Source organism: Pseudomonas sp. AC247 (genome assembly GCF_979258015.1).
Map to the genome: position 1 here is coordinate 335,001 of NZ_OZ409829.1, position 21,214 is coordinate 356,214.

Annotated in this window: 17 protein-coding genes and 2 rRNA genes (1 of these 19 running past the window's edge); 11 read left to right on the forward strand and 8 right to left on the reverse strand. The window is 59.2% G+C overall.

The window, feature by feature from the left end:
- The 5 genes from ACZZ0B_RS01640 to ACZZ0B_RS01660 all read left to right on the forward strand — a co-directional run.
- Positions 1 to 1,800: ribosomal RNA gene (locus tag ACZZ0B_RS01640) — 23S ribosomal RNA — on the forward strand (it extends 1,094 nt beyond the left edge of the window).
- A gap of 150 nt (positions 1,801 to 1,950) precedes the next feature.
- Positions 1,951 to 2,066: ribosomal RNA gene (gene rrf, locus ACZZ0B_RS01645) — 5S ribosomal RNA — on the forward strand.
- Positions 2,067 to 2,217: 151 nt separating this feature from the next.
- Positions 2,218 to 2,877, forward strand: a complete 660-nt coding sequence (locus ACZZ0B_RS01650) for a paraquat-inducible protein A (RefSeq protein WP_008079596.1) — start codon at positions 2,218 to 2,220, stop codon at positions 2,875 to 2,877.
- Positions 2,864 to 3,487: a paraquat-inducible protein A gene (locus ACZZ0B_RS01655; RefSeq protein ID WP_008079595.1), complete on the forward strand. Its 624-nt coding sequence runs from the start codon at positions 2,864 to 2,866 to the stop codon at positions 3,485 to 3,487. Before ACZZ0B_RS01650 ends, ACZZ0B_RS01655 begins: the two co-directional genes overlap by 14 nt.
- A complete protein-coding gene (locus ACZZ0B_RS01660) occupies positions 3,480 to 5,783 on the forward strand; it encodes a PqiB family protein (protein ID WP_463544239.1) in 2,304 nt (767 codons plus the stop codon). The genes ACZZ0B_RS01655 and ACZZ0B_RS01660 overlap by 8 nt, the downstream gene beginning before the upstream one ends.
- Before the next feature lie 181 nt (positions 5,784 to 5,964).
- Here ACZZ0B_RS01660 and mksF read toward each other — a convergent pair whose 3' ends face one another.
- From mksF to mksB, 3 genes are read right to left on the reverse strand one after another with little or no spacing between them, the layout of a single operon-like run.
- Complete coding sequence (gene mksF, locus ACZZ0B_RS01665; protein ID WP_008079592.1) at positions 5,965 to 8,805, reverse strand: Mks condensin complex protein MksF; 2,841 nt, start codon at positions 8,803 to 8,805, stop codon at positions 5,965 to 5,967.
- Positions 8,802 to 9,503, reverse strand: coding sequence for an Mks condensin complex protein MksE (gene mksE / locus ACZZ0B_RS01670; RefSeq protein ID WP_463544240.1), 702 nt, complete (start codon positions 9,501 to 9,503; stop codon positions 8,802 to 8,804). The genes mksF and mksE overlap by 4 nt, the downstream gene beginning before the upstream one ends.
- The gene (gene mksB / locus ACZZ0B_RS01675) at positions 9,493 to 10,785 is read right to left on the reverse strand and encodes an Mks condensin complex protein MksB (protein WP_008079590.1); all 1,293 of its coding nucleotides are present in this window, start codon (positions 10,783 to 10,785) and stop codon (positions 9,493 to 9,495) included. Before mksB ends, mksE begins: the two co-directional genes overlap by 11 nt.
- A 232-nt stretch (positions 10,786 to 11,017) precedes the next feature.
- Between mksB and ACZZ0B_RS01680 the strand changes: the two genes are divergently transcribed.
- Both ACZZ0B_RS01680 and rimI read left to right on the forward strand, forming a co-directional pair.
- Positions 11,018 to 11,764 carry an energy transducer TonB gene (locus tag ACZZ0B_RS01680; RefSeq protein WP_463546902.1) on the forward strand — a complete coding sequence of 249 codons (747 nt, stop codon included), beginning with the start codon at positions 11,018 to 11,020 and terminating at the stop codon, positions 11,762 to 11,764.
- Positions 11,757 to 12,209 (forward strand): ribosomal protein S18-alanine N-acetyltransferase, encoded by a 453-nt coding sequence (gene rimI, locus ACZZ0B_RS01685; RefSeq protein WP_463544241.1) that lies wholly within the window; start codon positions 11,757 to 11,759, stop codon positions 12,207 to 12,209. Before ACZZ0B_RS01680 ends, rimI begins: the two co-directional genes overlap by 8 nt.
- Positions 12,210 to 12,347: 138 nt before the next feature.
- On the opposite strand, the gene ACZZ0B_RS01690 is transcribed toward rimI, so the two are convergent.
- Positions 12,348 to 12,752 (reverse strand): hypothetical protein, encoded by a 405-nt coding sequence (locus tag ACZZ0B_RS01690; protein ID WP_008079587.1) that lies wholly within the window; start codon positions 12,750 to 12,752, stop codon positions 12,348 to 12,350.
- 141 nt (positions 12,753 to 12,893) lie between these two features.
- Between ACZZ0B_RS01690 and can the strand changes: the two genes are divergently transcribed.
- Positions 12,894 to 13,538 (forward strand): carbonate dehydratase, encoded by a 645-nt coding sequence (gene can / locus ACZZ0B_RS01695; protein WP_008079586.1) that lies wholly within the window; start codon positions 12,894 to 12,896, stop codon positions 13,536 to 13,538.
- Between the two features lie 8 nt (positions 13,539 to 13,546).
- Here the strand turns inward: can and ACZZ0B_RS01700 are convergent, their stop codons facing one another.
- The 3 genes from ACZZ0B_RS01700 to ACZZ0B_RS01710 all read right to left on the reverse strand — a co-directional run bounded on the left by ACZZ0B_RS01700 (position 13,547) and on the right by ACZZ0B_RS01710 (position 17,221).
- Positions 13,547 to 14,071, reverse strand: a complete 525-nt coding sequence (locus tag ACZZ0B_RS01700; RefSeq protein ID WP_158836225.1) for an SET domain-containing protein-lysine N-methyltransferase — start codon at positions 14,069 to 14,071, stop codon at positions 13,547 to 13,549.
- 179 nt (positions 14,072 to 14,250) lie between these two features.
- Entirely contained in the window at positions 14,251 to 15,417 is a 1,167-nt protein-coding gene (locus ACZZ0B_RS01705; RefSeq protein ID WP_463544242.1) for a hypothetical protein, read from the reverse strand.
- Positions 15,418 to 15,520: 103 nt separating this feature from the next.
- Positions 15,521 to 17,221: an acid phosphatase gene (locus tag ACZZ0B_RS01710; protein ID WP_463544243.1), complete on the reverse strand. Its 1,701-nt coding sequence runs from the start codon at positions 17,219 to 17,221 to the stop codon at positions 15,521 to 15,523.
- A gap of 147 nt (positions 17,222 to 17,368) precedes the next feature.
- On the opposite strand from ACZZ0B_RS01710, the gene ACZZ0B_RS01715 reads away from it, so the two are divergent.
- Positions 17,369 to 17,659, forward strand: a complete 291-nt coding sequence (locus tag ACZZ0B_RS01715; protein ID WP_045123053.1) for a nucleotidyltransferase family protein — start codon at positions 17,369 to 17,371, stop codon at positions 17,657 to 17,659.
- A gap of 125 nt (positions 17,660 to 17,784) precedes the next feature.
- On the forward strand, positions 17,785 to 18,000 hold the full coding sequence (locus ACZZ0B_RS01720) for a HepT-like ribonuclease domain-containing protein (protein WP_440094295.1): 216 nt from the start codon (positions 17,785 to 17,787) through the stop codon (positions 17,998 to 18,000).
- 36 nt (positions 18,001 to 18,036) lie between these two features.
- On the opposite strand, the gene ACZZ0B_RS01725 is transcribed toward ACZZ0B_RS01720, so the two are convergent.
- Positions 18,037 to 19,455 carry a short-chain fatty acid transporter gene (locus tag ACZZ0B_RS01725; RefSeq protein WP_440094296.1) on the reverse strand — a complete coding sequence of 473 codons (1,419 nt, stop codon included), beginning with the start codon at positions 19,453 to 19,455 and terminating at the stop codon, positions 18,037 to 18,039.
- 313 nt (positions 19,456 to 19,768) lie between these two features.
- Here ACZZ0B_RS01725 and ACZZ0B_RS01730 point away from each other — a divergent pair, with 313 nt between their 5' ends.
- Positions 19,769 to 21,082 (forward strand): MFS transporter, encoded by a 1,314-nt coding sequence (locus tag ACZZ0B_RS01730; RefSeq protein WP_463544244.1) that lies wholly within the window; start codon positions 19,769 to 19,771, stop codon positions 21,080 to 21,082.
- The last annotated feature ends 132 nt before the right edge of the window (positions 21,083 to 21,214 follow it).

Below are 21,214 nucleotides of genomic sequence, written 5' to 3' on the forward strand. Positions count from 1 at the left end.
CTAGTCGAGTCGGCCTGCGCGGAAGATGTAACGGGGCTCAAACCATACACCGAAGCTACGGGTATCACCTTCGGGTGATGCGGTAGAGGAGCGTTCTGTAAGCCTGTGAAGGTGAGTTGAGAAGCTTGCTGGAGGTATCAGAAGTGCGAATGCTGACATGAGTAACGACAATGGGTGTGAAAAACACCCACGCCGAAAGACCAAGGTTTCCTGCGCAACGTTAATCGACGCAGGGTTAGTCGGTCCCTAAGGCGAGGCTGAAAAGCGTAGTCGATGGAAAACAGGTTAATATTCCTGTACTTCTGGTTATTGCGATGGAGGGACGGAGAAGGCTAGGCCAGCTTGGCGTTGGTTGTCCAAGTTTAAGGTGGTAGGCTGAGATCTTAGGTAAATCCGGGATCTTAAGGCCGAGAGCTGATGACGAGTGTTCTTTTAGAACACGAAGTGGTTGATGCCATGCTTCCAAGAAAAGCTTCTAAGCTTCAGGTAACCAGGAACCGTACCCCAAACCGACACAGGTGGTTGGGTAGAGAATACCAAGGCGCTTGAGAGAACTCGGGTGAAGGAACTAGGCAAAATGGCACCGTAACTTCGGGAGAAGGTGCGCCGGTGAGGGTGAAGGACTTGCTCCGTAAGCTCATGCCGGTCGAAGATACCAGGCCGCTGCGACTGTTTATTAAAAACACAGCACTCTGCAAACACGAAAGTGGACGTATAGGGTGTGACGCCTGCCCGGTGCCGGAAGGTTAATTGATGGGGTTAGCTAACGCGAAGCTCTTGATCGAAGCCCCGGTAAACGGCGGCCGTAACTATAACGGTCCTAAGGTAGCGAAATTCCTTGTCGGGTAAGTTCCGACCTGCACGAATGGCGTAACGATGGCGGCGCTGTCTCCACCCGAGACTCAGTGAAATTGAAATCGCTGTGAAGATGCAGTGTATCCGCGGCTAGACGGAAAGACCCCGTGAACCTTTACTATAGCTTTGCACTGGACTTTGAATTTGCTTGTGTAGGATAGGTGGGAGGCTTTGAAGCGTGGACGCCAGTCTGCGTGGAGCCAACCTTGAAATACCACCCTGGCAACTTTGAGGTTCTAACTCAGGTCCGTTATCCGGATCGAGGACAGTGTATGGTGGGTAGTTTGACTGGGGCGGTCTCCTCCTAAAGAGTAACGGAGGAGTACGAAGGTGCGCTCAGACCGGTCGGAAATCGGTCGTAGAGTATAAAGGCAAAAGCGCGCTTGACTGCGAGACAGACACGTCGAGCAGGTACGAAAGTAGGTCTTAGTGATCCGGTGGTTCTGTATGGAAGGGCCATCGCTCAACGGATAAAAGGTACTCCGGGGATAACAGGCTGATACCGCCCAAGAGTTCATATCGACGGCGGTGTTTGGCACCTCGATGTCGGCTCATCACATCCTGGGGCTGAAGCCGGTCCCAAGGGTATGGCTGTTCGCCATTTAAAGTGGTACGCGAGCTGGGTTTAGAACGTCGTGAGACAGTTCGGTCCCTATCTGCCGTGGACGTTTGAGATTTGAGAGGGGCTGCTCCTAGTACGAGAGGACCGGAGTGGACGAACCTCTGGTGTTCCGGTTGTCACGCCAGTGGCATTGCCGGGTAGCTATGTTCGGAATAGATAACCGCTGAAAGCATCTAAGCGGGAAACTAGCCTCAAGATGAGATCTCACTGGAACCTTGAGTTCCCTGAAGGGCCGTCGAAGACTACGACGTTGATAGGTTGGGTGTGTAAGCGCTGTGAGGCGTTGAGCTAACCAATACTAATTGCCCGTGAGGCTTGACCATATAACACCCAAGCAATTTGAGTCGAAAGGCCAGATTGCGGTGTGTGAAGACGAAACGAACCGAAAGTTCGATGTTCACAAACACCGAAAGCTATCACATACCCAATTTGCTGAAGCGAGGCCATCTGGTCACGACTCAGTACCCGAATTTCTTGACGACCATAGAGCGTTGGAACCACCTGATCCCATCCCGAACTCAGCAGTGAAACGATGCATCGCCGATGGTAGTGTGGGGTTTCCCCATGTGAGAGTAGGTCATCGTCAAGATTAAATTCCGAAACCCCAATTGCGAAAGCAGTTGGGGTTTTGTTTTGCCCGCAAGAAAAGTTTTTCAACTGCGATCAGCGAACAAATTTGCACAGTTATTTTCAAACCAGAACACTAGAATAGCCCCACCTTATTCGGAGCCAGAGCCTTTATGTCAGAGTCGGTTGACGCCCCCGGGCTGTCAGATTTACCGCTGGAAGACTTGGTGGCCTGTCACGAGTGCGACCTGCTGATGCGCAAGCCGACGCTTGCCCACGGCGAGAAAGCCCTCTGCCCACGCTGCGGTTACGAACTGTACGCTCACCGTCATAACGTGGTGCAGCGCAGCCTTGCCTTGGTGATTGCAGCGTTATTGTTGTACATCCCGGCAAACTTTTTGCCCATCATGCAGCTCAATATCCTCGGACAGTCTTCGCAGGATACGGTCTGGAGCGGCGTTCTCGGCCTGTTCAACACCGACATGCAGGGCGTTTCGATTGTCGTATTCCTGTGCAGCATGGCCATACCGCTGCTCAAGTTGCTGTGTCAGCTGTTCGTTTTACTGACGATTCGTTTCAACTTCGGCCGTAGCTACGGTCTGCTGCTCTATCGCATTTACCACCACCTCAAAGACTGGGGAATGCTCGAGGTTTACCTCATGGGCGTACTGGTGGCGATCGTCAAACTGGCGGACATGGCGGCGATTACTGTAGGCCTCGGGCTGGCGTGTTTTATCGGACTGTTGTTGGTACAGGTCTGGTTGGAAGTGGTGATGTCACCGCATCAGATCTGGCAGGCGTTATCAGGAGAAGACGCGCATGCGGGCGATTGATGCGGGCATTCTGGTCTGTACCGAATGTCATGAGTTAAACAGGCGGGAAGCGGACACCGACGAGCAAACCTGTACCCGCTGCGGTGCCTTGGTTCACGCTCGCCGGCCGAACAGCCTGACCCGCACCTGGGCGCTGCTGATCACGGCCGCGATCATCTATATTCCGGCCAATGTTCTGCCGATCATGACTGTCAGTTCTTTGGGGCAGGGTGATCCGAGCACCATCATGTCCGGGGTGATCCAGTTGGTGCAGCACGGCATGATTCCGATTGCCGCCGTAGTCTTTATCGCCAGTATTCTGGTGCCGACCTTCAAACTGGTCGGCATCGCGCTGCTGCTGTTTTCGGTGCAACGACGCCAGCCGTTGTCGGCCCGTCAGCGCATCTGGATGTATCGCTTCATCGAGTTCATCGGTCGCTGGTCGATGCTCGATATTTTTGTGATCGCCATTCTCGTGGCGGTCGTCAACTTCGGCCGGCTAGCCAGTGTCGAAGCCAATCTTGGCGCCATCGCCTTCGCCAGTGTGGTGATTCTGACGATGCTCGCCGCAGTAACTTTCGATCCCCGACTGATTTGGGATAACACGGAGTCGGACGACGACCATGACTGATTTGCCCGTAGCGAAAACCCGACCGGCCTCGAACTGGTCTGCCATTTGGGTACTGCCTCTGATCGCGCTGATCATCGGTGGCTGGCTCGGCTGGCGTGCCTATTCCGAAACCGGTATCGAGATCCAGGTCCGCTTCGAGAGCGGCGAAGGCATCCAGGCCAACAAGACCGAAGTCATGTACAAAGGCATGTCGGTCGGCAAGGTCAAGACGCTCAAGCTCGATGACGAGGGCAACTCCAAAGGCGTGATCGCCACCGTGGAGATGAACAAGGACGTCGAGCAATACCTCAAGACCAGCACGCGCTTCTGGCTGGTCAAACCGAGCGTCACTCTGGCCGGTATCACCGGACTGGAAACCCTGGTTTCCGGTAACTACGTCGCCATCAGTCCTGGTGAAGGCGAGCCGACTCGCAAGTTCAAGGCGCTTTCCGAAGAGCCGCCGCTGTCCGACGCCAAGCCTGGCCTGCACCTGACCATCAAGGCTGATCGACTCGGTTCACTGAGCCGCGGCAGCCCGGTGTTCTACAAACAGATCAAGGTCGGCCAGGTCAAAAGTTACCTGCTCTCGGAAGACCAAAGCACCGTTGAACTGAAAGTCTTCATCGAACCGACCTACGCCAAACTGGTGCGCAAACACACGCGTTTCTGGAACGCCAGCGGCATCAGCATCGACGCCAACCTGTCCGGGGTAAAAGTGCGCAGCGAGTCGCTCGCCAGCATCGTCGCCGGTGGTATCGCCTTCGCCACGCCGGAAAACCGTAAGGACAGTCCGCCGACCGATCCAAGCCTGCCGTTCCGTCTCTACGAGGATTTCGACGCCGCTGCTGCCGGGATTCGCGTGAAGGTCAAACTCAGCGACTTCGAAGGCCTGCAGGCTGGCCGCACGCCAGTGATGTACAAAGGCATTCAGGTCGGCAACCTGAAAGCCTTGAAGGTCGATCCGGATCTGAACAGCGCCACCGCCGAACTGACGCTTGATCCTTTGGCCGAAGATTATCTGGTCGACGGCACGCAGTTCTGGGTGGTCAAACCGTCGATTTCCCTGGCGGGTATCACCGGGCTGGAAGCTCTGGTGAAGGGTAACTATATCGCCGTACGCCCGGGTGACAAAGGCGCAGCACCGAAACGCGAGTTTGAAGCACGGCCGAAAGCGCCGCCACTGGATCTGCGCTCGCCGGGCCTGCACCTGGTGTTGTTCACCGATACCCTTGGCTCGATCGATGTCGGCAGTCCGATCCTGTACAAGCAGGTCAAGGTCGGTTCGGTCCAGAGCTATCAGTTCTCCAGGACGCGCAAGCAGATCATCGTTGGCGTGCACATCGAGAAGGAATATGAAAATCTGGTCAACGCCTCGACGCGTTTCTGGAACGTCAGCGGTGTCACCCTCACTGGTGGTCTGACTGGCGGTATTCAAGTAAAAAGTGAGTCGCTGCAAACCCTGATGGCCGGCGGTATCGCCTTCGAAACGCCGCAAGCCAAGGCGCCGCTGCAGAAACGCATTCCGCGCTTCCGGTTGTTCGCCAATCATGACGATGCCAGTAAAAAAGGCAGCGTAGTGACGATCAAAGTCGATCGCGCCGACGGTCTCAGCAGTGGCACGCCGGTTCGCTTCAAAGGACTGGACGTCGGCAAGATTGAAAGTGTCGATCTGACTGATGACCTGCAGTCGGTCATCCTCACCGCGCGCATCACTGAAGTGCCAGAAAAGATCGCGCGAGTTGGTAGCCAGTTCTGGGTGGTCAAGCCTGAGCTCGGCCTGATCAAGACCGAGAATCTGGAAACCCTGGTGACCGGCAAGTACATCGAAGTGCAACCGGCGGCGAAGAATCTTGGCCCACAGAAGAACTTTGTCGCGCTGGCCAATGCGCCGGAAGTGACCAAGCAGGAAGCAGGGTTGAGTCTGGTACTGAGCGCTGCCCGCCGTGGTTCGCTGAAACCGGGTGTGCCGGTGACTTACCGTGAAATAACCGTGGGTAAGGTGACCGGTTATGAATTGGGCCAGACCGCTGATCGCGTGTTGGTGCACATTCTGATCGAGCCGAAATACGCACCACTGGTGCGCAGTGGCAGCCGGTTCTGGAACACCAGCGGTGTTGGGTTTGATATCGGGTTGTTCAACGGGCTGACAGTGCGGACCGAATCGCTGGAGACGGCGATTCAGGGCGGGATTGCTTTTGCTACGCCGGAGGGTGAGCGCATGGGCAACCCGGCGCGGGCTGAGCAGACTTTCCCGTTGTTCGACAAGTTTGAGGATGAGTGGCTGACGTGGGCGCCGAAGATTTCACTCGGTAAGTAACCTCGCGGCGTCTGAAGTGGCGCCATCGCGAGCAGGCTCACTCCTACAGGGGAATGCATTCCAACTGTAGGAGTGAGCCTGCTCGCGATAGGGCCCGCAAAATCAGCACAAATCCCAAGCATAAAAAAGGCCGCGATCCAAACAGATCGCGGCCCTTTTTATTGCCTTCAGTTAACGCCGATCAAACCGCATCCAGCGCCGGCTCATCCGCCTCAACATTCACCGTCGCCTTCACCACATCATGGCGACGGATGTACTTCCAGTCCGCCTCATCAATGTAGATACCCGCCGGCCCGCTGCCGCCTTCCAGGTCGATCGCGACACTGGCGCAGACCTGCGGCTTCACGCTCGCCAGAATCGGCACGAAGCCCAGTTGCAGGCTGGTTTCCAGCAGTGCGGCCTGGTTCTTCTCGTCGATGTCCGCCGCTTCGTCGAGGTAGTACGGCAGACGCACGCGGCCGGCCAGGTCGCGATCCATCAAGTGCAGCAACAAGTACATGTTGGTCAGCGCCTTGATGGTCATGGTCGTACCGTTGGACGCCGCGCCGTCGATGTCGGTGTGAATCACCGGCTGGCCGTTGACCTTGGTGATCTCGAACGCCAGCTCAAACAGATCCTTGAGACCGAGCTGGTTGTGGTTCGCCGCCACCAGCCGCGCCAGATATTCCTTGGCCTCTTCGTTCTTGTTGTCCTGCTCGGCGCTTTGGCTGAGGTCGAACACCGACAGGGTTTCGCCTTCTTCGTACTGACCGGCGCTGTGGATGATCTGGTCGATGTGCTTGAGCGCTTCCTTGTTCGGCGCAAGGACGATGCGGAAGCTCTGCAGGTTGGAGACCTGACGCTTGTTGATCTCGCGGTTGAACAGCGCCAGTTGGTGCTCGAGGCTGTCGTAGTCGCTACGGATGTTGCGCAAGGTGCGGGCGATGTCGGTGACCGCTGCACGACGGGCCTTGCCCAGCGTCAGCGCTTCATCGGTACGGTGCGCGTAAGCGTTGATCAGCAGCGATAGACGGCGCTCCATGTCGTCCTCGCTGTCGAACTTGGCCACGCCTTTCAGACGTACTTGCGCATACAGCGCTTCGATCTGACCGTCAGCGCGCAGCAAGCCTTGCCAGCTGTCCTGATAGTCGTTGAGCAGTGGCAACAGGTTGTCCATCGAATCATCGACCGGATCCATGAACGGCGTCCCGAACGGCAGATCCGCCGGCAACAACTGACGACGGCGCAGCGCATCGTCGAGGGTGCGTTGCTTGGCTTCCATATCGGCGATCTGCCGGCCGACCAGTTGTAGCTTGGCCGACAGTTGCTGGACGCGTTCGGTGAAGGCATCGCTGGAACGCTTGAGTTCGTCCTGCGCGCCTTCCATCTGCGCCAGTTGCTCGAGCTTGTCGCTTTCTTCAGCGCTCAAAGTCTGCGTACGGCGGAAATCTTCCAAGGCTTTCTGCGCGTCCAGCACTTGCTGGTACAGCGCTTCGGTCTGGGTCTTGCTCGCGGCGCGGTCGGCAGCAACGGCCTGTTGGGTTTTCAGTTGCTTGAGTTCTTTTTCCAGACGCTCTTTCTGATCGCGCAAAGCGGCACGGTCGGCCAGCGCTTGCAGGGCCGGCGGTTCGATATTGGAGATGTCGATGGACAGGCCCGGCACTTCGAAACGCTCGCCCTTGAAGCCATCAAGGATCAGCTCGACCGATTTGACCCACTCGCCATCGTCGTCGAGGGTGATGCCGTGTTCGCCCAGCGGCAGGCTGAACAGTGCGCTGTTGAACAGGCGCATCAGGCGCTCGACGTCCTGTTGCGAGAACTCTTCGCGCAGACGCGCATAGCTGTTGTTGTCGGCGTGATCGAGTTGCAGCTTCACCGACTTCAGGCGTTTTTCCAGATCGCGCAGACGCTCTTCGAGATCTTCGGCACTGAACTGACGCGATTGCGCCAAGGCACCGGCCAGTTCGTCGTGCGCGTCTTTGGCCGCGAGCAACTGTTGCTCCAGCACTTTGACGTCATCGACCAAGGCGAAGCGATTCTTCAACACCGACAATTCGCCGAGCCAACGCTGGATGCCGGAAATTTCCCGCTCCAGACGCATCAGTTCCTGGGTGCCACCGCGCTGATCGTTTTGCAGACTGTCCTGCTCACCACGGTAATGGTCGGCCTGAATCGTCAATTCTTCCTTGCGCGCACTGGCGTAATCCGACCAGGTACCGAGCAACGAGTCGAGCAGCGGCGACAGCCGATGCAGTTTGCCGCGCAGCACGTCGCGCTGTTTCACGCCGTTGGCCAAGGCTTCAACCAACGGGCCGGCAGCGACCAGCGAGTTGTAGTCCTGTTCCATACGACGCACGTCGCGGAAGGCTTCTTCGCACGCGGCGATGTAGTCGACGCTGCCCGAACGCAGGCTGTGTTCGAAGGCATCAAGGAACAACTGCTTGAGCTTGGCCGCAGTGATTTCGCGCATGTGCAGCAGGTTGATGAACAGTGCGCGGAAGGTCTTCAGGCTCTGCTCGCTGGTGGAGCGCAGCGGGATCAGGGTCAGATCCAAAGGAATAGACGTGTGACCGCCCACCAGCAAACGACGCAGTTCATCCGGCTTGAGTTCGTAGGCTTTCAGGCCTTCTTTCTCAAGGTTGCTGAACAGCTCTTTCTGGCGCAGGCAGGTGTCGTTCTTCTGGTAATGCGCCAGATCGAGCTTGCCGGCGTAGGCGAAGAACTGGTGACCGAAACCACCGCCCGGGCCGCGCCCGACCACGCCGATCACGTGCGGGCCGTGCGGCAGATTCACTTCGACGAGGATGTAGCTGGTGTCGGAAGCGAAGTAAAAGCGCCGCGATTGTTCGAGGCTGTACTTGCCGAAACTCATGTCCGACATGCGCGCCAGAATCGGGAACTGCAAGGCGTTGATCGACGCCGATTTACCGAGGTTGTTCGCGCCGTAAACCGACAACGGTTCTTCCAGCGGAAACAGGCCGAGGCTGTAACCGGCGGTGTTCAAAAGGGCAAAGCGGCGGATGCCGTAGCGTTCCTGGCTCATGCGTCGGACTCCTGTTCTTCGGCAATGGCGCGAGCCAGTGCTTCTTCTTCGCTCTCTTCATCGAATTCGCTGAGATCGAGCGGGTCGTCGGTTTCGAGGAATTTGGCTTCCGCCGCTTCGTCGATCAGCACCGGGGCTGGCAGCGGCAGAACGCTGTGCACGCTGGCCGCGAGATCGCGGTCTTGCTGCACCGACAGGCACACGTCGAGGAAACGGTGCATCGGCGGCAGGAAGCGATACACACCGTTTTCTTCGCCGGCGAAACCCAGTTGAGTCATGCGGCGCATGATCTTTTCTTCGAGTTCTTCAACGGTCTGCACTTCGGCCTGAATGAACAGGTCGCGGTACTTCTCCAGCAACGATGGCAGTTCTTCACGGCCGAGGCTGCCGCCATCGAGCACGGCGATCGGGTCGCGGCCCTGATCGGCCAGGTGCTCGACGAGGATGAAGGTGAACAACGCCAGACGCTGGGCAGTCTTGTTCACCGCCGCTGCGGCCATGTCCGGTACGAAGTAGTAGAAACCACGGGTGTCGCAGACCAGTTCAAAACCCAACGCCTTGAACAGCGTGCGGTACTGATCCTGGAAGTTCGACAGTTGCGCGTACAACTCCGGATCACGGCGACTGACGTGGTAACCCTTGAACAGCTCGCGGAAGATCGGCGCGAGTTGCGACAGTTCGGAAAGATCAAGTTGCATTTGAAGTACCTGCAGAGAGGGCGCTCGCAGAATCCTCGGCGGCGCTGTCGCTAGCCGAGAGCAGGGCGAAGGAGCGCAGGCTGACCTGGTGCTCGTGAGTGTGGTATTCGCGGCGTTCCAGACGCTCGCGCTTGAAGCGCTTTTCCCGCGACAGGCGCGAGAACCAGTAGAGCAATTCGTCGGTGGCGCCGTCTGGTTCCTGCTCAAGCAGCCAGGTCATCAGATCCGGCATCGGCAGGGCTTCTTCGCAACGGTCGACCATCTCGCGCACGGTGCGTGGCGCGCGGGGGGCTTCGCCTTTCTGGGTCTTGTGCGCTTTCGGGAAGCGCGCCGGTTTCGGCTCGAAACGCGCCAACGCATACACGTAGGCTTCGACCTGACTGGCGCTGCCGAGGAAGGTGCTTTGCGGACGGGTGAACAGCGGCATCGCCGCTTGCGGCACGGCGTCGATGCCTTTGCGGCGAATCGCCGCCAATGCGAGCGCGGCACCACGGGTCACGGCGTTGTGCCGGCGCGCTTCTTCACGCAGCGGCAGCAGCAATTCGCGGGCGTGACGCAACGTCAACTGAGCGCTGGTCTGCATTTCGAGGATGCGCGCGTGGGTGCGCAACAACATGTCGTCATCAACCAAGTGACCGAGGCGCTGTTGCTCGCTGAGCATCTTCAGCAACACGGTTTCGACCTTGCGCACGCCTTGTTCGAAGGCGCCGTCGGCGTTCACCAGATCGATCATCGGCTCGACGTATTCGTCCCACGTCGCCAGCACTTCGGCGTAACGCTGACGCAGCGGAATCTGCCGGTCACTGGTCTTGGCGCGTTCGGCCACCGCCACCAGCGCCTGTTCGTCGTTGTCGAGTTTCTTCAGCACGTCACGCACGCGCATGTCGAGCAAACGCAATTGGCGCGCGAGGTCGTGGCCGTCGCGGATGTCGAAGGCGTCCTGGATGTAACCAGCCAGACGCTCGAGGTGGCGCAGATACGCTTCGATTTCCAGGCATAGGCCCAAGCGGTGTTCACGGCGCAAGTACGCGAGGAAGTCGTGAATCTGCGCGTTCAGCTCGAAACGGTTCGGGCTTTTCGCCACCGGAATCAGAATATCGAGGCGAATCCACACGTCGAGCAGGCTGGTGATGTCCTGTGGCGTGCTGTCCAGTTGTTGGGCGGCCAGTTGCGCGCGCAGTTCGTTGAGGCTCAATGTGCCTTGGTCGAAATGCTCGCACAAAGGCTCCAGAAGCGCCCAGTGTTCAGCGAGGGCGCGCAAGACGCGCTTGGGTTCGATCATCGGAATGCCCGGCTGGTTGGCAATGAAAAGCGGCGATTGTACTGCATCATGAAGGAGGCGATTCACTCTCGGGACGGACTGTCGCGTTTCTCCCTGTGGAAGACGTTGATCAAGTCTATCGATCAACAACGGGCGATCTTGAGCGAAGGGCGGTAGAATCAGCCCACTTCAGTTATCCACAAGTGGCCGACCCTTGCTAATCGAGTCCCGCCGCCGCGCCTATTTGAACGCCATGCAGGTGGTCAACTGGCTGCCGCGCACCGAATTGCCTTTCGCCGCGCCGTCGCGGCCCGAGCTGCTGGACATGCCCGAGCCCGAGGTAGAGGCGCAGGTGATGCACGCGCCTCAGGTTGAAGCGCCCGCGCAGCCTGCTGTGCGCCCGAGCGAACGGCCAAAGATCGAAGTGCCGCGCCCTTCGCTGGCCAGCACCCGAACCAATGCCAAACCGGTAGAAGCGGCCGACGACACCCCCGTGGTGGCCAAACCCGCGCCGGTGCCGCCACCGCGTTTCGCTCTGCAATTGCTCCGTGCCGGGCGCTGCCTGCTGTTGGTCGAGTTACCCACAGGCGAACCGTTCCAGAGCCGCGACCCGGCTTATCTGCTGCTCAAAGACATGCTGCGCGCCGCCGGTCTGCCGGATGCACCGCAAATCGTCGGCGAGCCAGTGCGTTGGCCGTGGCTCAATCGCGGCACCATGGATCAGGGCCCGGAGGCGGCGCGCGACTTCGTCCAGGGTTTCCTTTCGGTACAAATGGAAGCCGCACCGTGCGCCTGCCTGTGGCTGATCGGCCTGCCGGCGGTGCGTTTTGCCGGTGAGGCGGACGCTGAAGCATTCAATCGTGAATTGCAGATCGAAGGTCTGGGCTCGGCCTGGGCCATTCCCGGTCTGGAGTTGTTAATGGAAGAGCCACAGCGCAAAGCCGCTGTGTGGCAAGCCATGCGTCGGCTGATGGCGCGCTGGAAAGAATCGAATGAGTGACGCTGTAACCTTCCGCCCGATGATCGAGGCGGATCTGGACGCTGTGCTGAAGATTGAATTCGCCGCGTACAGCCATCCATGGACTCGGGGGATTTTTCTCGACGGCCTGGGTAAATACCAGATCTGGCTGATGTTCGAAGGGCAGCAACAGGTCGGGCATGGCGTGGTGCAGATCATTCTGGATGAGGCGCACCTGCTCAATATCACGGTTAAACCGGAGAATCAGGGGCGAGGCTTGGGGCTGGCGTTGCTCGAGCATCTGATGTCGCGGGCGTATGCGGCGCAAGCTCGGGAGTGCTTTCTCGAAGTGCGCGACAGCAATCGCTCGGCGTTCCGCTTGTACGAGCGCTATGGTTTCAACGAAATCGGCCGGCGCCGGGATTATTATCCGGCGGTGGGCGGGCGCGAAGACGCTGTGGTCATGGCCTGCACCCTAGTCGACTGATCCCCTGACTCATTCTGCGGATACAACATCCCCCTGTAGGAGCTGCCGCAGGCTGCGATCTTTTGATCCTGTTCCGGCTCATGCAAAAACAGATCAAAAGATCGCAGCCTGCGGCAGCTCCTACAGGGATCGGGGCTGTTAGCGGTTACCGTCCAGCGGATCGCGTCGCGCCAGCTCCGCTTCATCCAGCCCGTTACCGCCGCCGATGTCGTCTTCATCGACCAGGCTCAAGTCCCAATCTGCCGGATTACCTTCACCGGCCTCTTCGGCATCCCGCGCACCGTCTTCATGAATCAGGGTTTCCGGGCTCATGTCATCGTCCGTTGGCTCATGATCGCTGACCGAAGCCCCGGTCATGCCCGCCTCACGCACGCGCTCACTGGGCATCAACTGCTCGCGTTCACGTTCTGGAATCTCATCACCAATCTTCGCGCTCGGCTCGTCTTCATCGAAATCCAGCTCATGCACCGAACCCATGCGGTCTTCGTTATCATCGATGGGCTCCGGTTGCACCGCATCGTAAGGGCGTCGTGAATCAGTCATGGCAAATCCTCATACTGTGGGCCTTACTAAGGTGGACTCACCAGGCACACGAGAATTCCCATGAAATCACTTGCGTTGGCGGCGTGACCCCGACGGGCGGTCGACTGTCATACCAGCGCATCTTTCTTGAGGCCTTACAGCATGCACGACTTACAAGACCTGATTGATAACAACGAGCGTTGGGCTGACGCGATCACCAAGGAAGACCCGGATTTCTTCGCCAAGCTGGCGCGCCAGCAAACGCCGGAATACCTGTGGATCGGCTGCTCCGACGCCCGCGTGCCGGCCAACGAAATCGTTGGCATGTTGCCCGGCGACCTGTTCGTTCACCGTAACGTTGCCAACGTGGTGCTGCACACCGACCTCAATTGCCTGTCGGTGATTCAGTACGCGGTCGATGTGCTCAAGGTCAAACACATCCTTGTCACCGGCCACTACGGCTGCGGCGGTGTGCGCGCCTCGATGCAGGACCGTCAGTTCGGCCTGATCGACGGCTGGCTGCGGTCGATCCGCGATCTGTACTACGAAAAACGCGAAGAACTGGCCAAGTTGCCGACCGAAGAAGAGCAGGTCGATCGGCTCTGCGAACTCAACGTGGTCCAGCAAGTGGCCAACGTCGCCCACACCAGCATCATCCAGAACGCCTGGCATCGCGGGCAGAGCCTGTCGATCCACGGGTGCATCTATGGCATCAAGGACGGTCGCTGGAAAAGTCTCAACACCACCATCAGTGGTTTCGAGCAGTTGCCGCCGCAATATCGTTTGCGTCCGGTCGGCGCGCCGTAAGACACGCGTCAGCGCCCGCTCGAATGTCGCCAGCGCTGGAGAAAACGCTGACCTTCAAGGTTGGGTGGATCGTCGTAGCCGGTGATCCACCCGCGACAGAGCGACGCTCCGCACGTGCAGGCGAACTGCTGCAGGAGTTTGTCTTCGGTGGCGGCGTAATCCATGGTCAGGCGCTCGCCGCTGTGGATATCTTTCAGCGCCCACAGCCATAACTCGCTCATGTCGAGAAAGACGTTGGGGTCGCAGGAGTGCTCCAGCAGGCCGCAAAAACGCGGGTCGTAAATGTGAATGCCGATCTGCAACTGGCGGGTTTGCCGACACCGATAGGGCAGCAATTGCCCGGACACCCGGCACATCCGACTGATACGCAGAAAATCCCGCCGGGCCACCACTGCTGCGCCATTGCCCGCGTCCGGGTGAACGATTTCGAAATCAAGGCAGGAGGGGAAACCCAGGCGAACAGGCAGTCCGGCGAACGGATAAATCCCTTTTGCATCCCTCGCCTGACTGGCTTGAAAGGCATGGCTGTTCATAACGTTCCTTGTTGTTCGGGTGTTGCGACTCCCGAAGGCTGACGTCCTGTCAGTCCTGCAACACGTTCTGTGGAACCAATCGTCGTGTATGTGCCGAGACGGGTCTACTGTCAGATCTGACAGGCGAGATAGACGCATCCCCGCGTCAGCTCTGGCTGACACGGGAATCCCGTCATCGGTTACAGATGCGGTGCTGCAACGGCGGCTTGCGGCAGTGGCGCCTGCAATTGCTTGAGTTGCGCCTTGATTGGCGTCGAGGCGCATTTGGCGGCGGCCTCTGGCTGGCTCAGGTTACGGATCGAGGTGTAGAACAGTTCACAGGTCTTGCCTTTCTGCGTCACTTGCCAGGTCTGCGTGCAATTGTTGAGCGTGGTCTGCGCATTGCTTGCCGGTCTGGTGCCCATGTCGGCCTGCCAGCAGGCGGCGCTCAAGTCCTGACCCATGACCTTGAGGCCGGCCGCGTCTGCCTTGGCCGCGTCGCCGTCGTAGCTCGCCGGGTCAGCGGCGTACCAGATGTAGCTCGGGTGGTTGGAGCCCAATACCGGCACTTTCACGCCTGCGCTCGGGCTGATGGTCGCCAGGCCGAGGACATTCACGGTCGGCCCGTATTGCTGCTTGATCCAGTTACGCACCGGCGCCCCGAATGCGACCATCGGCAGGGTGGTGCCGGCGCCGTTCTGGCTGAACTGTTGGACCAGCGTGGTCTGATAGTCCTTGAAGTAGTCATAGACGCCTTCGAGATCCTTGCCCGCACTGGACGGCGCCGCGATCGGGGCGATGTCGATGATGGTCTGGAAGGCTGGCGTCTGCTCGGCGGGAATGCCGTTGAAAGTGAGCAGCGCCGCCCAGCGATCCGTGGTGTTGGAACGTAAATAATCCTGCGCCTGAGTCAGTGAGTAATCCGGCGGGAAGTGCAGCAACTCAATACTTTTGCGATTTTCCAATGCCATGCCCAGCGGCAGGAACAGGTACCAGCTGTACGCCCATTTGCCGTCGGCGTTGAGTTTGCTGGCGCCGGTATAAGCCAGGTCGCCAGCGTCGAGCAGCGCGGACAGCGGCTTGTCATAGCCCTTTGGCACACCACTGATTTCAGCGTAGAGCCGGCCGTTATCGTTTTTTACCAGAACCCTGGCTTCGGTGTAGCCGTCGCGCTGCACGCTTTGGCTCAGGTAGTGGGCGACGGTCTGCTCCAGCGACCAGTTGCGAAAGCAGATCACGTTGCAATTGTTGGGGTAGGCGAAGAGGCGCGTGACGCGTTCGGTGCTGCCCAGCTTCAAGTCGACATCGGCGTGGGCGGCCGCGCTCAACGTCAGCGCGGCGAGGGTCAGTCCTGCGAGTTTGAACATGCTCAGATCCTTTTCAGCGTGGTTCCCGTCGGTCGGGGCGGCTCATAGTGGATCAGCCGCGTGGCGCAGAAAAGCGGTCATGCGCAGTTTTTTGCACCTTTGCTCAGGCCCGGAACTGCAGGGCGTTGGTCAGATCGCCCATGGGTTTCTGGCCACGAGCGATCATCGCTTCATCGCGCTGCTTGAGACCGTCGAGCGTTTCCAGTTGGAACACCCGGGTGATCAGACGCAGGATCGATGCGGTGTCGTACACCGTGTGATCCACCGTACCTTTGCGGGCAAACGGCGACACCACCAACGCCGGCACCCGTGACCCCGGCCCCCAGCGATCGCCTATGGGCGGCGCGACGTGATCCCACCAGCCGCCGTTTTCATCGACCGTGACGATCACCACCATGTTTTTCCACTGCGGGCTTTCACGCAAAACCTTCAATGCGCGGACGATATGGCGATCCCCCGAGGCAACGTCGGCGTAACCGGCGTGCATGTTCAGGTTGCCCTGAGGCTTATAGAAACTCACCGCCGGCAGCTTGCCGGCCTCGGCATCGGCGAAGAACTTGTTGCTGGTTGACTCGTCACCCAGACCGGCATCACGCAGGCGTTTGTCACGCTCGGCGGGGTTTTCCGGGCCTTGCTGTTTGAAGTAGTTGAATGGCTGATGGTGATACTGAAAGTTGGGGATTTTCGGGATGCCGCCGGAATCCTTGAACTGCTCCAGCGTCGCTTGCCACGCACCGGCGTACCACGCCCAATCGACATTCTTCTTCGACAGCTTGTCGCCAATGTGTTCGTGAGTCTGCGGCACCATGACGTTGGGCAGATCGGGCTTGGCATACGCCGGGCGTTGCGGGTCGCGAATCCACGTCGGCCAGTAGGGCGGGGCGAGGGTATTGACGCCAAAACCATCCGGGGTCAATGCACTCGGGCCGAACTGCGGCGGGCCGGTCATGGCGCTGGCTGGGGACTGTTCCAGCGGTTTCAGGCGCGAATCTTTCGGATCGTCGCTGTGCAAGGCAGCGATCTGCGACTTGGCCACCGAATTGGCCACGTCCGGATAGAACGGCGCGGTGGCGCTGATCAAGTACTGGTGATTGAGGAACGAGCCGCCGAAAGCGCCCTGGAAGAAGTTGTCACACAGCACGAATTCCCTGGCGACATCCCACAGGCGCAATGAATAGCGACTCTGGGCGTAATGGCCCATGGTCAGACCGCCGGAGTCCGCCCAGGCGACGAAGCTGTCGTTCTTGCCGCCATTGATCTGCATCTGGTTCTGGTAGAACACGTGCCACAGATCGCGCGTCACCAGGCCGAACGGCAGATCCTCGCCGCTCGGGCCTTTAAGGGCGAACGGCGCGTTGGGCAGGTTTTCCTGAAACTGTGTGGCGCTGGGGTAGGTCACGCCATCGAGGGTTTGCGGGCCGATCTGCAAGGTGCCGCCCCAGACGGGCGGCAAGGTTTGCAGCAATGAGCCGTCGCGATCACGTTGTTGATAGTCGGCGGGCTTGAGCGCCGCCAGCGGCTTTTCGACACCGGGAAAATCACCGAACAGGTTATTGAAACTGCGGTTCTCGGCGTAGATCACAACTACGGTTTTCACCTGCTCGCGCAGGGCCTTGTCCAGTTCGGTCGGGGTTAACGGATGTTCGGCCGGTTTGCCGGGCTGTTCGCCGGTGTTGCCACAGGCCGCCAGCGTCGCGCCGACGCCGAGCACCGCGACACCCCCGAGGAAGCGGCGGCGACTGGTGTCGGTGGGATTGTCGGATTCAGGGGAAGGTGCGTCGGTGCCGTCTGTTTCGTCGATCATGTCTCAGCCCGTTCTGCTTAAATGTTTCAGTATGTTTCGGGCGGACGCTAGCAAGGGTGTGTGACGGTTGGGTTACAAAAGGCGCGGTGTTTGCAGCTCTCAAGCACTGCTAGACTGGCGCTACATTGAATCTGGCATGGGTGAGCCATGAAACCTTCCACTGCTCTTGATTTGCAGCGATCAGCCGTTCGCGAGGTTATAGGCCGTTTTCGCGTGGCCAATCCTCGGGTGTTTGGTTCCGCGTTGTTAGGTACGGACATGGAAGGAAGCGATCTTGATTTGTTGGTAGATCCCTTGCCCGGCACTACCCTGTTCGATCTAGGTGGGCTTCAAGTTGAGTTGGAGGACCTGCTGGGTGTCACTGTTGATTTACTGACTCCAGGAGACCTCCCGCTGAAATTTCGCCAGAAGGTTCTTGATCAGGCCCGTCCCGTATGACCGAAAACCGCCTCAGCGATTACCTTGAGCACATGCGCCAGGCGTCGAGCGATGCGTTGATCTTTGTGTAAGGCCTGAGCAAGGAAGAGTTCGTTGACGATAAGCGAACTCAGCAAGCGGTCATCATGAGTCTGATCATCATTGGCGAGGCCGCGACCAAAATAATGGACCGCTTTCCGGATTTCGTGGCGCAGCATCCAATGATTCCCTGGCGCAATATGCGCGGAATGCGTAACCGGATTGCTCACGGTTACTTCGATATCAACCTGGCTGTAGTGTGGGAAACGGTTCATTGCGCTTTGCCTGAATTACTAGCCTCCTTACCCACCGCGTCAGATTGATTGCACCCGCCCTGAAGCAGGTGCAATCAACTCAAACTACGGCATCACCGGCGGCGTATACGCCAATGTCGTCCCCAGCGCCCACAGCAACAGCAGCACCAGTGGCGTGTGCACCAGCAACTGCACGAACGAGAAGCCGATCAGATCCCGCGCCTTCAACCCAAGCACCCCGAGCAGCGGCAGCATGTAGAACGGGTTGATCAAGTTCGGCAGGGCTTCCGCCGCGTTGTAGATCTGCACCGCCCAGCCGAGGTGGTATTGCAGATCGTTGGCGACCTGCATCACGTACGGCGCTTCGATGATCCACTTGCCGCCGCCCGACGGAATGAAGAAGCCGAGAATCGCCGAATACACGCCCATCAGCAGCGCATAGGTGTCGTGCGAGGCGATGCTGACGAAGAACGTCGAGATGTGATGCGCCAGGGTTTGCGCATCGGTGCCTTTGACCGTGGTCATCAGCGCGGCGATCGAGCCGTACAACGGGAACTGGATCAATACGCCGGTGGTGGTCGGCACCGCACGGGCCACGGCATCGAGGAAGCTGCGCGGACGCCAGTGCAGCAGGGCGCCGAGCATGATGAACAGAAAGTTGTAGGTGTTCAGCCCGGAGATCGCGGTGATCGCCGGTTTGGTCGAAAACTCGTGGAACAGCCATCCCGCCGCCAGCAGCACCAGCACGATGATCAGCAGCGGGCTGTGTTCCAGCCATTCACCCGGGCGGGTGCGTGGTTGCAGCGGCGGCAGATTGAAGGCCGGGTCAATGCCGCAGGCCTTGGCGTCCCGCGCAGAGTTCGGGCCGGGCGCGGTGGCGTAGGCGATGATGATCGAGATCACAATCAGCGCCAGCAGCATGACCCCGGACTGCCAGAGGAAAATGGTTTCGGTGAACGGAATCACCCCGGTGATCGACAGGATCGATGGCGGCAGGCTGCCGGGGTTGGCCTGCAACTGTGCCGCCGACGAGGACAGGCCCAACGCCCATACCGCGCCGAGGCCCAGATACGCTGCGGCACCGGCGGCGCGGTAATCCATTTTCAGATCGCTGCGGCGGGCGAGGGCGCGCACCAGCAAACCGCCGAACACCAACGACAGGCCCCAGTTGAGCAACGAAGCGACCATCGAGATCAATGCGACCCAGGCCACGGCGGAGCGGCCGTTCTTGGGGATTCGCGCCAGACGGTCGATCAGTTTTACAGCGGGCGGCGAACTGGCGACGACGTAACCGCCAATCACCACGAAGGCCATCTGCATGGTAAACGGGATCAGGCTCCAGAAACCGTCACCGAAGGCCATGGCGGCATCGGTGGGCTTGGCGCCCATCGCCAGCGTCGCCAGCGCAACGATGATGACGGCTAACGCGGCGAACACCCAGGAATCGGGAAACCAGCGTTCGGCAAAACTTGAACAGCGCAGGGCAAATCGTGCAGAGCGGCTATCTTCGATATCAACGGCCACAGGAATACCTCGGATTTTTATGGTTATTGTGGTGTTGCGGACGAAACACCCATTACCTGTGTAGGAGCGAGCCTGCTCGCGATAGCGTCCGTTCATTCAACATGTGAATTGACTGATCTGGCGCCATCGCGAGCAGGCTCACTCCTACAGGGGTTTGACTGTGGGGGTCGCCATGTCTCAACAGTAATTCAACTGCCGACGCTTTGTGAGCAGGTTTTGCAAAACCGGGACTATGGTCTAACGGGTTGTCCATCCGCCCGTTTGCGTAGACCATGGGCGCCTTGGTTTTTTGCCTGATCCAGAGTTCTTTGCCATGACTGCCCAATCCACGGCCAAACCCGCGCCGTTCAGCCGCTCCGACTACAAAACCCTCGGCCTTGCGGCCCTTGGCGGGGCGCTGGAGATCTACGATTTCATCATCTTCGTATTCTTCGCCCTGACCCTCAGCCAGCTGTTCTTCCCGCCAGAAATGCCCGAGTGGCTGCGTCTGCTGCAAAGCTTCGGCATCTTCGTCACCGGCTATCTGGCTCGGCCGCTGGGCGGGATTCTGATGGCGCATTTCGCCGATAAACTCGGGCGCAAGAAAGTTTTCAGCCTGAGCATCCTGATGATGGCGCTGCCATGCCTGCTGATCGGGATCATGCCGACGTATGCGCAGATCGGCTATTTCGCGCCGCTGCTGTTGCTGGCGCTGCGCATCCTGCAAGGCGCGGCGGTGGGCGGTGAAGTGCCGAGCGCTTGGGTGTTCGTTGCCGAACATGCGCCGACCGGCCATCGCGGTTATGCGTTGGGCTTTCTGCAAGCCGGGCTGACCTTCGGTTACCTGATCGGCGCGCTGACCGCGACGTTCCTGGCACAAGTCTTCACCCCGACGGAAATCCTCGATTACGCCTGGCGTTATCCGTTCCTGCTCGGTGGTGTGTTCGGCGTGATTGGCGTCTACCTGCGTCGCTGGCTGAGCGAAACCCCGGTGTTCATGGCCATGGAAGCGCAACGCGAGGCGCGCGTCGAACTGCCGTTGCGCACGGTGCTGCGGGAACACCGTCTGGCGATGTTGCCGGCCATGCTGCTGACCTGCGTGCTGACCTCGGCGGTGGTGGTGTTCGTGGTCATCACCCCGACGATGATGCAGAAAACCTTCGGCATGTCCGCCAGCCACACCTTCGCCCTCAGCGCCTTGGGCATCGTCTTTCTGAATATCGGTTGCGTGCTCGCCGGGCTGCTGGTCGACCGCATTGGCGCCTGGCGCACGGTCATGCTCTATAGCCTGTTGCTACCGTTGGGCATTGGCGTGCTCTACGGCTGCCTGATCAGCGGCGGCGACTGGATTGGCATCGCCTACGCCATCGCCGGTCTCGCCTGTGGCGTTGTCGGCGCGGTGCCTTCGGTGATGGTCGGTTTGTTCCCGGCGCGCATTCGTGTGTCGGGTATTTCCTTCACCTACAACATTGCTTACGCCGCCTGGGCCAGTTTCACACCGTTGTTGCTGATCGGTCTGATGCCGTGGAGCCCGTGGATCTGTGTGATTTTCTGCGCGGTGATGGGCGTGGTGGGCATTCTGGCTGCGGCGTATTTCGGCGCGCGGATGCCGCGTACGGGACAGTGTCAGGTGGCGGGCCCGGCCTGATCGTGCGCAGTCGAATTATTTTTGACTGACGGGTCGCAAGGGCGCTTCAGAAAAACTTTCCAAGGCCGATGGTTAGGCTGCATCCCGCTTTCTATCCTGCCCATCGGTACCTTGCCATGTTCAACAAACGCC